This window comes from Streptococcus oralis (assembly GCF_016127915.1).
GTDB lineage: Bacteria > Bacillota > Bacilli > Lactobacillales > Streptococcaceae > Streptococcus > Streptococcus oralis_BO.
Window position 1 is genome coordinate 1,647,093 of record NZ_CP066059.1, and the last position, 14,333, is coordinate 1,661,425.

Genomic DNA, 14,333 nt, shown 5'->3' on the forward strand with positions numbered 1-14,333 from the left:
ACAAATGATATAATATGTTGCGAATTTAAGACGCAAGTATTCTATGCATGGCATGGAATCAAGTTTTTCAAAAAATTTAAAAGCTGGGGAAAGTGAATTTTTTACTGCCTCTAGCTAGATGAACGAGGAATAGAATATGAATTTGTGGGATAAATTATTTACCACACAGATATCAGAACCGCCCCAGTTTGAACTCCACTGGTACATTGGTTTGTTATGTTTACTGGCTCTTACTTTCTATGCTTCTTATCGTTTTCGCGATAAAGTGGCTTACAAGCGTTTTATTCAGATCCTTCAGTCTGTTCAACTGATTGTTCTGTACAGCTGGTATTGGGGGAATCACATGCCTCTGTCAGAAAGTTTGCCCTTCTATCATTGCCGTATCGCCATGTTTGTGATGCTCTTGATTCCAGGGACATCCAAGTACAAACAGTACTTTGCTCTTTTAGGAACTTTTGGAGCAACAGCAGCACTGGCTTACCCACTCTTTGATCCCTACCCATTTCCACACGTAACCATTTTGTCCTTCATTATCGGACATGTTGCCCTTTTAGGAAATGCGCTCCTATACTTGTTTAGAAACTATCAGCCTTCCTTTCTCGATTTGAAGAATGTGACGGTGATCACCTTCGCCTTAAATGGCTTGATATGGGTTGTCAACTTAGTTGTAGGTGGGGATTATGGCTTTTTAAACAAACCACCACTTGTTGGAAGTTTCGGCCAGCCCTTAAATTATCTCATTGTTTCGACTGTTATCGTGATAGCAATTCGCTTAACAGGGAAATTAGTAGAAAATTTTTTACAACAAAAATCGGAAGAATTTATTCAAGAGAAGATCTAAAATGATCTTCTCTTTTTTGGATTTTTAAGAAACAAAAAGGAAATTGTGAACGTTAACTTCAAATAATCTCTTAGAAGAAGAATTTTTCTAGAATTTTCTCAAAAAACATGCAGGAATTTTATCAAAAACTAAGCACGATTGGATTTTTTGTGTTATAATATTCTTTGAATAGCTATGCCCAAACATAGTTATTAAATAGAAGTGAGAAACTTGGAAGACAGAGAGGATGCGATGTAATGACTAGAGATGGTTTTTTTACAGGCTTAGATATCGGAACTAGCTCGATTAAAGTGCTAGTAGCTGAGCATAGAGATGGCGAAGTAAATGTAATTGGTGTTAGCAATGCCAAAAGTAAAGGTGTCAAAGACGGAATTATTGTTGATATTGAAGCAGCTGCTTCAGCAATCAAATCTGCAATCACACAGGCAGAAGAGAAAGCTGGTATTTCTATTAAGTCTGTTAACGTTGGCCTTCCAGCAAATCTCTTGCAGGTTGAACCAACACAAGGAATGATTCCTGTAACTTCAGATACTAAAGAAATCACAGATCAAGATGTTGAAAATGTTGTCAAATCAGCTTTGACAAAGAGCATGACTCCTGACCGTGAAGTGATTACCTTTATTCCAGAAGAATTCATTGTGGATGGTTTCCAAGGAATTCGTGACCCTCGTGGTATGATGGGTGTCCGCTTGGAAATGCGTGGTCTGCTTTACACAGGTCCTCGTACAATTCTACACAATCTTCGCAAGACGGTTGAGCGTGTAGGTATTCATGTTGATAATGTGATTATTTCACCTTTGGCAATCGTGAACTCCGTTCTCAATGAAGGTGAACGTGAATTTGGTGCGACTGTCATTGACATGGGTGGAGGTCAGACTACTGTAGCGACTATCCGCAACCAAGAATTGCAGTTCACTAACATCTACCAAGAAGGTGGAGATTACGTTACTAAAGACATTTCTAAAGTCTTGAAAACATCTCAAAAAATTGCAGAAAGTTTGAAACTGAACTATGGTGAAGCTTACGTTCCACTAGCAAGTAACGAAACTTTCCAAGTTGAAGTAATTGGTGAAGTAGAACCTGTTGAAGTAACAGAAAGCTACTTGGCAGAAATTATCTCAGCACGCATCAAACATATCTTTGACCAAATCAAACAAGAGTTGGAAAGAAGACACTTGTTGGATTTGCCAGGAGGTATCGTCCTTATCGGTGGAAATGCAATTTTGCCAGGAATTGTTGAATTAGCCCAAGAAGTATTTGGTGTTCGCGTAAAACTCTATGTACCAAATCAAGTTGGAATTCGCAACCCTGCATTTGCGCACGTGATTAGCTTGTCTGAGTTTGCTGGTAAATTGACGGAAGTCAATCTTCTTGCTCAAAAAGCAGTTAAAGGAGATGAATTCCTTCGTCAAAAACCAATCAACTTTGGCATTCCAAATCAACGTTTGAATCCAGTAGCGCAACCAAGTCCAGCACAAGCAGCTCCAGCTGAAACTGTGCAGGAAGCTCCAGTTGCTCCCAAGGAAGAATTCCAAGCAAGTTCTCAAAGTAAACCGAAGCTAACAGAACGTTTCCGTGGTTTGATCGGAAGCATGTTTGATGAATAAAAGAGGATAAGAAATTATGACATTTTCATTTGATACAGCAGCAACTCAAGGCGCAGTTATTAAGGTAATTGGTGTCGGTGGTGGTGGTGGTAACGCCATTAACCGCATGGTTGACGAAGGTGTTGCTGGTGTAGAATTTATCGCAGCCAACACTGATGTACAAGCCCTTAGCAGTACGAAAGCAGAAACAGTTATCCAACTTGGTCCTAAATTGACTCGTGGTTTGGGTGCTGGAGGTCGTCCAGAAGTTGGACGTAAAGCTGCAGAAGAAAGTGAAGAAGCTTTGACGGAAGCTATCACTGGAGCAGACATGGTCTTTATCACTGCAGGTATGGGTGGTGGATCTGGTACAGGTGCAGCCCCTGTTATTGCACGTATCGCTAAAGATCTTGGTGCTCTTACAGTTGGTGTTGTGACACGTCCTTTCGGATTTGAAGGAAGCAAACGTGGCCAGTACGCTGTAGAAGGAATCAACGAACTTCGCGAGCATGTTGATACTTTGTTGATTATCTCTAACAACAACTTGCTTGAAATCGTTGATAAGAAAACGCCACTTCTTGAAGCTCTTAGCGAAGCAGATAACGTTCTTCGCCAAGGTGTTCAAGGAATCACTGACTTGATCACGAACCCAGGATTGATTAACCTTGACTTTGCTGACGTGAAAACTGTAATGGCAAACAAAGGAAATGCTCTTATGGGTATCGGTATCGGTAGTGGTGAAGAACGCGTTGTTGAAGCGGCTCGTAAAGCAATTTACTCTCCACTTCTTGAAACAACTATCGATGGTGCAGAGGATGTCATCGTCAACGTTACTGGTGGTCTTGACTTGACATTGATTGAAGCAGAAGAAGCTTCAGAAATAGTCAACCAAGCAGCTGGTCAAGGTGTAAATATCTGGCTTGGAACATCAATTGACGAAAGCATGAAGGATGAAATCCGTGTTACAGTTGTAGCGACAGGTGTTCGTCAAGAGCGCGTGGAAAAAGTAGTTGGAGCTCGTAACAACCAACCAGTTGGACGTCCAACAACTAAAGCTCCTCAAGCACACACATTTGACCGTCAATTCGACTTGGAAGAGACAGCAGAATTGCCTAAATCAAGCCCTCGTCGCTTTGAAACAAACCAAGCGTCTGCTTTTGGAGACTGGGACTTGCGTCGTGAGTCTATTGTTCGCCAAACAGATCCAGTTGTTTCACCGGTAGAACGCTTCGAAACACCAGTTTCACAAGATGAAGATGAGTTGGATACACCTCCATTCTTCAAAAATCGTTAATCAATGAATTTGAAAAAAAATACTGAATTAGTTTTTCAGCAAATAGCTGATGCTAGTCAAGAAGCCAACCGTGCTCTAGATGCTGTTTCAGTAATCGCAGTGACAAAGTATGTAGATGTACAAACAGCGGAAGCCTTGCTTCCGCTTGGTGTCCGTCATATAGGTGAAAATCGAGTTGATAAATTTTTAGAAAAATATCAGGCCTTGAAAGATTACCCAGTTACTTGGCATTTAATAGGAACACTACAGAGACGGAAAGTGAAAGAAGTAATCCCATATGTGGATTACTTTCATGCTTTAGACTCCTTAAAGTTAGCCCAGGAAATTCAAAAGAGAACAGATCATGTTATCAAGTGTTTCTTGCAGGTCAATATTTCTGGGGAAGAAAGCAAGCATGGGTTTTCAAAAGAAGAATTGCTAGAACTTTTGCCAGAATTGGCTAAGTTAGATCAGATTGAGTATGTTGGTTTAATGACCATGGCTCCTTTTGAGGCAGACAGTGATAAATTGAAAGAAATTTTCAAGGATACGCAGGCTCTGCAAGCAGAAATTAGAGAAAAACAAATCCCTAATATGCCGATGACAGAGCTAAGCATGGGAATGAGTCGTGATTTTAAAGAAGCGATTCAGTTCGGCTCAACCTTTGTTCGAATCGGTACAGCATTTTTTAAATAGGAGAGAGCTATGTCTTTAAAAGATAGATTCGATAAATTTATAGATTATTTCACAGAAGACGGAGAAGAAACGACTAACTACCAGACTCAACAAGAGGAAACAGTTAGCCCAGCCATCTCATCTTCTAAAGAATTACCAGCACCTGCTCAGTCAGGATCAGCAAAAGATGCAAATATTACTCGTCTTCATGCGCGTCAGCAAGAATTGGCAATGCAAAGTCACCGTTCAGATGAGAAAGTGACAATTGACGTTCGCTATCCAAGAAAATATGAAGATGCAACGGAAATTGTAGATTTGTTGGCTGGAAATGAAAGTATTTTGATTGATTTCCAATACATGACAGAGGTACAAGCCCGTCGTTGCCTTGATTACTTGGATGGAGCCCGTCATGTCTTGGCTGGAAATATGAAAAAAGTTGCGAGTACGATGTATCTATTGACTCCTGTCAACGTTATCGTGAATATTGAAGATATCAAACTTCCAGATGAATCACAAAGCGCTGAGTTTGGTTTTGATATTAAACGAAATAGAGCAAGATAATGATTTTCTTAATCCGTTTAATCCAAAATGCGGTTAGCATTTACTCCATCATTCTCGTTGCATTTGCTCTTCTTTCATGGTTTCCAAATGCCTATGAAAGCCAGCTAGGTCGTTTAGTTATCAGACTTGCTCGCCCAGTTATTGAGCCACTTCGTAAGCTCCATCTACAATTTGCTGGTCTTGATTTTACGGTTTGGGCGGCGCTGATTCTGATTCAGTTTGTTGGAAATATCTTAACACGACTAATCCTATTACTATGACAGTAAATCGAGCCATTTATCAACATTTTTCCCAAGATGATATTCCTTTTATTGATAAGGGATTAGAGTGGATCAAGCGGGTAGAAGATACATATGCACCGGTGCTTACTCCATTTATCAATCCCCATCAGGAACAGATCTTGAGGGTGCTAGCTGGGACATATGGACTGGGTTGCCAAAGTAGTGGTGATTTTCTTCCGACAGAGTCGGTTCGAGTTCTTCTCTATCCAGATTACTTTGAACCAGAGATATCAGACTTTGAAATGGCTTTGTTGGAAATTTGCTATCCGAGTAAGTTTGAACAACTGAGTCATGGAAAAATATTGGGAACAATCATCAACCAACTAGGAATTGACCGTAAATTATTTGGTGATATCTTGGTAGATGAAAAGAGAGCACAGATTTTTGTCAATCGCGATTTCATTCCTCTTTTTCAGGATGGAATAAGAAAGATTGGCAGACTTCCTGTATCGCTGGAGGAACGTCCTTTTACCGATAGGATTTTGTCTAAAATTGATTATAGAGAACGAGAAATTTTAGTTTCGAGTTTTCGATTGGATGCCCTCTTATCAAGTGCCTTGAAATTATCTAGAAACCAAGCTAGTCAACTGATAGAGAAAAAATCTGTCCAGGTAAACTATCATCTGGTTGAAAAAAGTGATTACCAGGTTGCAGTTGGAGATTTGATCAGTGTGAGAAAGTTTGGTCGTTTGAAAGTTGTCAAAGACAATGGTCAGACAAAAAGAGACAAGATAAAACTAAGCATTCAATTATTATTAAGTAAGTGAGGAAAAGTATGCCAATTACATCGTTAGAAATTAAAGATAAAACCTTTGGTACAAGATTTAGAGGTTTTGACCCAGAAGAAGTAGATGAGTTTCTTGATATCGTTGTTCGTGATTATGAAGACTTGGTGCGTAGCAATCACGACAAAGAAACGCACATCAAGAACTTGGAAGAGCGTTTGTCTTACTTTGATGAAATGAAGGATTCCTTGAGCCAATCAGTTTTGATTGCCCAGGATACTGCTGAGCGTGTCAAACAAGCTGCTCAAGAACGTTCAAACAATATTATTCAACAAGCTGAACAAGACGCTCAGCGTTTGCTCGAAGAAGCGAAATACAAGGCAAACGAAATTCTTCGTCAGGCAACAGATAATGCTAAGAAAGTTGCCGTTGAGACTGAAGAATTGAAGAACAAGAGTCGTGTATTCCATCAACGCCTCAAGTCTACGATTGAAAGTCAATTGGCTATTGTCGAGTCATCTGATTGGGAAGATATTCTTCGCCCAACAGCTACTTACCTTCAAACAAGTGATGAAGCCTTTAAAGAGGTGGTTGGTGAAGTTCTTGGTGAATCAGTATCTTTACAATCAGAGGAAGAGCCTATTGATATGACTCGTCAATTCACACCAGAAGAGGTTGCTGAATTGCAAGCTCGTATCGAGGCTGGCAATAAAGAATTAGCTGAGTTTGAGGCTCAACAAAATCAACAGACAGAAGAAATTGACCAGCATGAAAAGTCAGTTGAAGTAGAAGCTACTGCGGCAACTGAGGACGATGCAAACAAAGAATCTGTTCTTATCCTATAAAAAATGTGAGAACAAGATCGAACTAACTATATTTTCAGCGAGTGGGAGATGGTGAGAGTCCTGCAATCCCTAGTGGTTAGATTATCCTCTCAACAAAAATCTAGTCTGAAAGCAGTAAGACTGGACGTCCCCCACGTTACGGGAAAAGAGGAAAAGAGACCCTGTCTTTTTTCGAACAAAGGTGGTACCACGATTTTCGTCCTTTTTGCGAATCGTGGTTTTTATTTTGTCATTTTAAATTAAAGGAGTAACAATGAAACTTAAAGAAACCCTCAATCTAGGGAAAACAGACTTTCCTATGCGTGCTGGTCTTCCAACTAAAGAACCAGTTTGGCAAAAAGAATGGGAAGAAGCAAAACTTTACCAACGTCGTCAAGAATTGAACCAAGGAAAACCGCATTTCACTTTGCATGATGGACCTCCGTATGCAAACGGAAATATCCACGTTGGACATGCCATGAACAAGATTTCTAAAGATATTATTGTTCGTTCGAAATCTATGTCAGGGTTTTACGCCCCTTACATCCCAGGTTGGGATACACATGGTCTGCCAATCGAGCAAGTCTTGGCAAAACAAGGTGTTAAACGCAAAGAAATGGACTTGGTTGAGTACTTGAAACTTTGCCGCGAGTACGCTCTTTCTCAAGTAGATAAACAACGTGAAGACTTTAAACGATTGGGTGTTTCTGGTGACTGGGAAAATCCTTATGTGACTTTGACTCCGGACTATGAAGCGGCTCAGATCCGTGTCTTCGGAGAAATGGCTAAGAAAGGCTACATCTACCGTGGTGCCAAGCCAGTTTACTGGTCTTGGTCATCTGAATCAGCTCTTGCTGAAGCGGAAATTGAATACCATGACTTGCTTTCAACTTCCCTTTACTATGCTAACCGCGTCAAAGACGGAAAAGGTGTCCTAGATACAGACACTTACATCGTAGTTTGGACAACTACTCCATTTACTATCACAGCTTCTCGTGGTTTGACAGTTGGAGCTGATATTGACTATGTATTGGTACAACCAGCTGGTGAATCTCGTAAGTTTGTAGTTGCTTCAGAATTGTTGAATAGCTTGTCTGAGAAATTTAGTTGGGCGGATGTTCAAGTCTTGGCGACCTACCGTGGTCAAGAATTGAACCACATTGTGACAGTCCACCCATGGGATACAGCTGTAGATGAGTTGGTGATCCTTGGTGACCACGTTACGACTGACTCTGGTACAGGTATCGTCCATACAGCCCCTGGTTTTGGTGAGGACGACTACAATGTCGGTGTTGCCAACGGCCTTGAAGTTGCTGTAACAGTTAACGAACGCGGTATTATGATGGAAAATGCTGGCTCTGACTTTGAAGGTCAATTCTATGACAAAGTTGTACCAACTGTTATCGAAAAACTGGGTGATTTGCTCCTTGCTCAAGAAGAAATTTCTCACTCATACCCATTTGACTGGCGTACCAAGAAACCAATCATCTGGCGTGCTGTTCCACAGTGGTTTGCCTCTGTATCTAAATTCCGTCAAGAAATCTTGGATGAAATTGAAAAAGTGAAGTTCCACTCAGAATGGGGAAAAGTTCGTCTTTACAATATGATTCGTGACCGTGGTGACTGGGTTATCTCTCGTCAACGTGCTTGGGGTGTTCCACTTCCAATCTTCTACGCAGAAGATGGTACAGCTATCATGACTGCTGAAACGATTGAACACGTGGCTCAACTCTTTGAGGAACACGGTTCTATCGTCTGGTGGGAACGTGAGGCCAAAGACCTCTTGCCAGAAGGCTTTAGCCATCCAGGTTCACCAAATGGAGAATTCAAAAAAGAAACAGACATTATGGACGTATGGTTTGACTCAGGTTCATCATGGAATGGAGTGGTGGTAAATCGTCCAGAACTCAAATATCCAGCAGACCTCTACCTTGAGGGTTCTGACCAATACCGTGGTTGGTTCAACTCTTCACTCATCACATCTGTTGCCAACCATGGCGTAGCGCCATACAAACAAATTTTATCACAAGGATTTGCCCTTGATGGTAAAGGTGAGAAGATGTCTAAATCTCTTGGAAATACCATCGCTCCAAGTGATGTTGAAAAACAATTTGGTGCGGAAATCTTGCGTCTCTGGGTAACAAGTGTGGACTCAAGCAACGACGTGCGTATCTCTATGGATATCTTGAGCCAAGTCTCTGAAACTTACCGTAAGATCCGTAACACTCTTCGTTTCTTGATTGCCAATACATCTGACTTTAACCCAGCTCAAGATGCAGTAGCTTACGATGAGCTTCGTTCTGTTGACAAGTACATGACCATTCGCTTTAACCAGCTTGTGAAAACGATTCGTGATGCCTATGCCAACTTTGAATTCTTGACAATCTACAAGGCCTTGGTGAACTTTATCAACGTTGACTTGTCAGCCTTCTACCTTGATTTTGCTAAAGACGTTGTCTACATTGAAGGTGCCAAATCACTCGAACGCCGTCAAATGCAGACAGTCTTCTATGACATTCTTGTCAAAATCACCAAACTCTTGACACCAATCCTTCCTCACACTGCAGAAGAAATCTGGTCATATCTTGAGTTTGAAGCTGAAGACTTCGTTCAATTGTCTGAATTACCAGAGGCTCAAACTTTTGCCAACCAAGAAGAAATCTTGGATACATGGGCAGCCTTCATGGACTTCCGTGGACAAGCCCAAAAAGCCTTGGAAGAAGCTCGTAATGCCAAAGTAATCGGTAAATCACTCGAAGCCCACTTGACAGTTTATCCAAATGAAGTGGTGAAAACTCTTCTTGGAGCAGTGGATAGCAATGTAGCTCAACTTTTGATCGTGTCAGAATTGACCATCGCAGAAGGACCAGCTCCAGAAGGCGCAGTTAGCTTTGAGGATGTTGCCTTTACAGTTGAACGCGCTGCAGGTGAAGTTTGTGACCGTTGCCGTCGTATCGACCCAACAACAGCAGAACGCAGCTACCATGCAGTCATCTGTGACCACTGTGCAAGCATCGTAGAAGAAAACTTTGCGGCTGCAGTTGCAGAAGGATTTGAAGCGAAATAATCAGAAAGAGACTGAGAAAGGTCGTTAAAATCAAAAAAACGCATAATATCAAGAGTTCAAGTGCTTTGATATTATGCGTTTTATCATGGGAAAATTTACTAGTCCATTTCTTCAAATGAAGTTCTTCCTGGCCTATCCGTGTAGATAATTAACATAATCAACTATTCAGTTTTCTCATAATTTTATATTTCTACTAATTATAAAGAGACTATAGAACTTAAAATTATTTTTTGAAAATCAATATTTATTATAAAATTTTATAAGATTGTTTAATTTTTAGATAAATTATGATAGAATAATACATATAAAAATTTTAAGGAGATTATTATGAAAACAAATACACTTGCTCGTGTTAACGCTATTTTTGGTCTTATTTCAGGAATTGTATTGCTTTTAGCGCCAGTCATCATGTTTATCATGGCTATTGGAGCTGCTGCGGCAACTGAAGACGCAGATGTAACGGTTGGGACATTGACAGGGCTCTCAATTATTTTGTCATTGGTTAAAATTGCTGTTTTAGTGTTGGGAATTGTGGCTATTGTTTATTATAAAGATGATGAACGTGTTACGAATGCACCTTCTGTCTTGCTCATTGTAGGTGGTGCGGTCGGCTTGATTCCATTTTTGGGATGGGTAGGTGGAATTCTAACCATTATTGGTGGTTCACTTTACATTGGAACATTGAAAAAATTTGTAATTGAAGAGTAGTAGTTTTCCAATTATTTGGACGAGACTATTTTCATCCTCTATCAAGAACAATTATGATAGTACGATAAAGAGAAGACTGCTAAGCTCTTCTCTTTTTAGTTGATTTTAACTAGCTTTTTTGTGAAAAATTGTGTAAAATAGAATAGATAAACGAGGGACACCTCGAAAAATAAAAGGAGAATCCATCTAATGGTAAAATTGGTTTTTGCTCGCCACGGTGAGTCTGAATGGAACAAAGCTAACCTTTTCACTGGTTGGGCTGATGTTGATTTGTCTGATAAAGGAACACAACAAGCGATTGACGCTGGTAAATTGATCAAAGAAGCTGGTATCGAATTTGACCAAGCTTACACTTCAGTATTGAAACGTGCAATCAAAACAACAAACTTGGCTCTTGAAGCTGCTGACCAACTCTGGGTTCCAGTTGAAAAATCATGGCGCTTGAACGAACGTCACTATGGTGGTTTGACTGGTAAAAACAAAGCTGAAGCTGCTGAACAATTTGGTGATGAGCAAGTTCACATCTGGCGTCGTTCATACGATGTATTGCCTCCTGCAATGCCTCATGATGACGAATACTCAGCTCACACTGACCGTCGTTACGCTTCACTTGACGATTCAGTCATTCCAGATGCTGAAAACTTGAAAGTGACTTTGGAACGTGCCCTTCCATTCTGGGAAGATAAAATCGCTCCAGCGCTTAAAGATGGTAAAAACGTATTCGTAGGAGCTCACGGTAACTCAATCCGTGCCCTTGTAAAACACATCAAACACTTGTCAGATGATGAAATCATGGGTGTAGAAATCCCTAACTTCCCACCATTGGTATTCGAATTCGATGAAAAATTGAACGTCGTAAAAGAATACTACCTTGGAAAATAATCTATAAACAGAAGGCCTAGGAATTCCTAGGCTTTTTTGTATTTGCTTCTAGTTTCCAATTAGTTGGAAAAGCGTTATAAATGATAGTAAAGAGTGACTTAATTGTAAGAAAGAGAGAAAGACGATGGCTTACAGGCTCTTTGTCAACTGTAGTGGGTTGATGAAAAGGGCTAGTAAGGTGAAACGATCTAATCGAGTGGTTATTCTAGGGTAATTAAAAACGATTTATCGTGCTGAAAATTTAGAAATGGCAGTACAAGCTTTAGAGGACTTTATCGCTGAATGGAAGCCAAAGTATAGGTAAGTCATGGAAAGTCTGGAGAATACGGATAATCTTTTAACTTTTTTCCAGTTTTCCTACCAAATTTGGCACAGCATTTATTCGACAAACCTCATTGAGTCTCTCAACAAAGAAATTAAATGTCAAACGAAAAAGAAGGTTCTTTTTCCTAACGAAGAAGCCCTGGACCGTTACTTAGTTACTTTGTTTGAAGATTATAATTTCAAGCAAAGTCAACGAATCCATAAAGGGTTTGGTCAATGTTCTGACACACTTGAAAGCTTATTTGATTAGCACTCCATAACTCTACTTGAGTGTTTACACATAATTATTGACAGTATCTAAAGCGTTTTTAGTGTAATTCGTATATAGTTGTTGACAAAACATTTTAACAGTAAAAGAGTGCAACTTTATTTGTTCACTCTTTTTTTGCGTATAACAGAAAAATTTTTGATAAATAGAATAGTATTGCTACTTATTTATCAAAAATTTACGATGATTAGACGAAAGAATACTTTGCCCCAAAAATAGCATTTAGAAATATTTAGAAGATAAATAATGTGTCGCAATACTCCAAATGGTTAGTTTTCTAAGTGTAAGCTTGTTCTTAGGCAGGCTATTATTCCTTTACTAAAGGTAAAGAAATGGTGACTTTTAAGCCTGGATAATTGTCCAAAAAAACAATTTCACCTTGATGTAATTTAATAATTTGTTTGGTGATAACTGTTCCCATACCATGTGATTCATAATTAGTTGATTTTTGATTTAGCTCAGTAATTTTTTGAGCTGTAATATCTCCTTGATCCGCAATGACGATGAGCACTTTATTATCAGATAATTGATAAGTCAGATCAATCTGGTTAGAGCCGCTGTGCATAATACTATTAAGCAAGAGATTTCTAAAAGCTCTTGCTAATAAAGTTACCTCTCCTTTTACCAACACTGTCTCGGCAGGCAAATCAAAATGAAGTGTAATTGTTTCATAATTATTCAATATATCGGCAATTACTGTTCGTAGGACAGCAACCAAATCGAGATTGGAAAATTCGGAGTGACGCTTTTGGTTATCCAATAAGTAGCTCATATTGAGATTAGAAATCATTTCTTTCATAGTTTGAATCTGATTTTCAATTTCCTCTGTCTGCTTTCCTTTGCCATATTGCTGCTCTAACTGACTGTTATAACCTGATATGAGCATAAGAGGATTGCGTAAATCATGACTGACCCCTCTAATCCATTGCTCTTTCATCGTGTTGCTTTCTTCCAAAATATGAGATGTTTCATTGAGAGCCGTCTTAATTTCAGAGAAATTTCCCTTTTCTTTAAGAACGATATTTTGACCTTGAGATAAAGAAGTGACAGCAGTAATAATCGGCTCCATCTCCTTTTTAATACGCAACTTTGATCGGCTCAAAAGAATAAAAATAAGTAAAAGAATAATACCCAAGAAAACAAGTCCCAAACTGAGAAAATTCCTAATAAATTGCGTATTAGCATAGAAATTAAATTTTGCTAAGGAATGCTTTTTAGGATAGCCCAAAACTAAAATTTGCTGACCACGTACATAGGAGAAAACAGGGTAATCTTCTAAATACCAACGTGAAAATTTAACCATATCAGCATTCGTATAATGCCTTTTGAGTCCTTTAGGTAAATGATAAGATTGGACAATATTGCCATCTTGATTCAGTACCATAGCCCAAGTATTTTGTTTATCCATTTCAATTTTGCTGCTTTTATCAAAATTGAAATTATTCTCTTGACTCGATTGAGCGATTTTAGTGTAAAGTAGTTCCGGTTTTTCCTTTCCATAGAAACTAAAATAGGCTGAGAAAACCAAACCATAAACAAAAACAAGTCCTATGATTAAAGCCAAGATTAATAGAACATACCTGGTTAATAACTTAGTAAAAAATTTAACGGTATCCATTTAATTCACCTTTAGTTTGTAACCCAAACCTTTAACCGTTATTAAGCTTTCTGGTTTAGAAGGATTGGCTTCAATCTTTTGTCGAATCTTACGAATATGAGCCATTAGGGTATTATCATAGCCTTGGTATTGTAATCCCCAGACCTTTTCTAAGAGTTGGTCAAAAGTGACAATGCGATTCTTATTATCATATAAGACCTTAAGAATACTGTATTCCTTAGCTGTCAGCTGAATCTCTAGTTTTCCTTTGGTAATCAAGGCTTGGCTAAAATGCACCTGGCAAGCAGGCAAAACAAGGGTATCTTCCTTTTCGGGATAGGCTCTTTTTAGGATGGAAAGAATACGCAACTCCAAATCTCTTGGACGGAAAGGCTTGATAATATAGTCATCTGCCCCTAACTCAAAGCCCTGATATTGTTTTTCTATATCGGAGATTGCCGACAAAAACAAAACAGGAACCATTGAAGTCTTACGGATGCCCTTTAAAACTTCAAATCCTGATCCTTCAGGCAGCATAATGTCTAAAATAACTAAATCAAAAGATTTTTCTTCAAATTGCTCCAAAGCTTCTTTTTGTGATTGTACACTTGTTAGATTGCTAAACCCAGCAATGCTCAATGATTCTTGCACTATTTCTAAAATTTCTGGGTTATCGTCTAAAATTAAGATCTTCTTTTCTTTATAATTCATACTATTACCT

At 39.1% G+C, this 14,333-nt stretch carries 13 protein-coding genes and 1 pseudogene; 12 read left to right on the forward strand and 2 right to left on the reverse strand.

Annotation, left to right across the window (positions count from 1 at the left end; translation table 11 throughout):
* Positions 1–136 precede the first annotated feature (136 nt).
* The 12 genes and pseudogenes from I6H78_RS08085 to I6H78_RS08140 all read left to right on the forward strand — a co-directional run.
* Complete coding sequence (locus I6H78_RS08085) at positions 137–841, forward strand: YwaF family protein (protein ID WP_198459352.1); 705 nt, start codon at positions 137–139, stop codon at positions 839–841.
* Positions 842–1,077: 236 nt separating this feature from the next.
* A complete protein-coding gene (ftsA, locus tag I6H78_RS08090) occupies positions 1,078–2,448 on the forward strand; it encodes a cell division protein FtsA (RefSeq protein WP_000196345.1) in 1,371 nt (456 codons plus the stop codon).
* Between the two features lie 16 nt (positions 2,449–2,464).
* Positions 2,465–3,721 carry a cell division protein FtsZ gene (gene ftsZ / locus I6H78_RS08095; RefSeq protein WP_198459353.1) on the forward strand — a complete coding sequence of 419 codons (1,257 nt, stop codon included), beginning with the start codon at positions 2,465–2,467 and terminating at the stop codon, positions 3,719–3,721.
* A gap of 3 nt (positions 3,722–3,724) precedes the next feature.
* The gene (locus I6H78_RS08100; RefSeq protein WP_198459354.1) at positions 3,725–4,396 is read left to right on the forward strand and encodes a YggS family pyridoxal phosphate-dependent enzyme; all 672 of its coding nucleotides are present in this window, start codon (positions 3,725–3,727) and stop codon (positions 4,394–4,396) included.
* A gap of 9 nt (positions 4,397–4,405) precedes the next feature.
* Positions 4,406–4,936 (forward strand): cell division protein SepF, encoded by a 531-nt coding sequence (locus tag I6H78_RS08105; protein ID WP_000053366.1) that lies wholly within the window; start codon positions 4,406–4,408, stop codon positions 4,934–4,936.
* Positions 4,936–5,196, forward strand: a complete 261-nt coding sequence (locus tag I6H78_RS08110; RefSeq protein WP_198459355.1) for a YggT family protein — start codon at positions 4,936–4,938, stop codon at positions 5,194–5,196. Before I6H78_RS08105 ends, I6H78_RS08110 begins: the two co-directional genes overlap by 1 nt.
* Entirely contained in the window at positions 5,193–5,984 is a 792-nt protein-coding gene (locus I6H78_RS08115) for a YlmH family RNA-binding protein (RefSeq protein WP_198459356.1), read from the forward strand. The genes I6H78_RS08110 and I6H78_RS08115 overlap by 4 nt, the downstream gene beginning before the upstream one ends.
* A gap of 8 nt (positions 5,985–5,992) precedes the next feature.
* A complete protein-coding gene (locus I6H78_RS08120; RefSeq protein WP_198459357.1) occupies positions 5,993–6,787 on the forward strand; it encodes a DivIVA domain-containing protein in 795 nt (264 codons plus the stop codon).
* 253 nt (positions 6,788–7,040) lie between these two features.
* Entirely contained in the window at positions 7,041–9,833 is a 2,793-nt protein-coding gene (gene ileS / locus I6H78_RS08125) for an isoleucine--tRNA ligase (protein ID WP_198459358.1), read from the forward strand.
* 327 nt (positions 9,834–10,160) lie between these two features.
* Complete coding sequence (locus tag I6H78_RS08130) at positions 10,161–10,541, forward strand: hypothetical protein (RefSeq protein WP_198459359.1); 381 nt, start codon at positions 10,161–10,163, stop codon at positions 10,539–10,541.
* A gap of 189 nt (positions 10,542–10,730) precedes the next feature.
* On the forward strand, positions 10,731–11,423 hold the full coding sequence (locus I6H78_RS08135; RefSeq protein WP_000240120.1) for a phosphoglycerate mutase: 693 nt from the start codon (positions 10,731–10,733) through the stop codon (positions 11,421–11,423).
* Between the two features lie 169 nt (positions 11,424–11,592).
* Positions 11,593–11,997: pseudogene (locus I6H78_RS08140) on the forward strand (transposase); the annotation flags it as partial.
* A 325-nt stretch (positions 11,998–12,322) separates the two neighbouring features.
* Here I6H78_RS08140 and I6H78_RS08145 read toward each other — a convergent pair.
* Positions 12,323–13,633 carry a sensor histidine kinase gene (locus I6H78_RS08145; RefSeq protein WP_198459360.1) on the reverse strand — a complete coding sequence of 437 codons (1,311 nt, stop codon included), beginning with the start codon at positions 13,631–13,633 and terminating at the stop codon, positions 12,323–12,325.
* On the reverse strand, positions 13,634–14,323 hold the full coding sequence (locus I6H78_RS08150) for a response regulator transcription factor (RefSeq protein WP_001106859.1): 690 nt from the start codon (positions 14,321–14,323) through the stop codon (positions 13,634–13,636). It lies immediately after the preceding gene.
* Between the last annotated feature and the right edge of the window lie 10 nt (positions 14,324–14,333).

Coding starts and splice junctions, on each gene's coding strand:
- ileS (WP_198459358.1), top strand. CDS start 7,041: ATGAAACTTAAAGAAACCCTCAATCTAGGGAAAACAGACTTTCCTATG.
- I6H78_RS08115 (WP_198459356.1), top strand. CDS start 5,193: ATGACAGTAAATCGAGCCATTTATCAACATTTTTCCCAAGATGATATT.
- ftsZ (WP_198459353.1), top strand. CDS start 2,465: ATGACATTTTCATTTGATACAGCAGCAACTCAAGGCGCAGTTATTAAG.
- I6H78_RS08105 (WP_000053366.1), top strand. CDS start 4,406: ATGTCTTTAAAAGATAGATTCGATAAATTTATAGATTATTTCACAGAA.
- I6H78_RS08135 (WP_000240120.1), top strand. CDS start 10,731: ATGGTAAAATTGGTTTTTGCTCGCCACGGTGAGTCTGAATGGAACAAA.
- I6H78_RS08110 (WP_198459355.1), top strand. CDS start 4,936: ATGATTTTCTTAATCCGTTTAATCCAAAATGCGGTTAGCATTTACTCC.
- I6H78_RS08100 (WP_198459354.1), top strand. CDS start 3,725: ATGAATTTGAAAAAAAATACTGAATTAGTTTTTCAGCAAATAGCTGAT.
- I6H78_RS08120 (WP_198459357.1), top strand. CDS start 5,993: ATGCCAATTACATCGTTAGAAATTAAAGATAAAACCTTTGGTACAAGA.
- I6H78_RS08145 (WP_198459360.1), bottom strand. CDS start 13,633: ATGGATACCGTTAAATTTTTTACTAAGTTATTAACCAGGTATGTTCTA.
- I6H78_RS08085 (WP_198459352.1), top strand. CDS start 137: ATGAATTTGTGGGATAAATTATTTACCACACAGATATCAGAACCGCCC.
- ftsA (WP_000196345.1), top strand. CDS start 1,078: ATGACTAGAGATGGTTTTTTTACAGGCTTAGATATCGGAACTAGCTCG.
- I6H78_RS08150 (WP_001106859.1), bottom strand. CDS start 14,323: ATGAATTATAAAGAAAAGAAGATCTTAATTTTAGACGATAACCCAGAA.
- I6H78_RS08130 (WP_198459359.1), top strand. CDS start 10,161: ATGAAAACAAATACACTTGCTCGTGTTAACGCTATTTTTGGTCTTATT.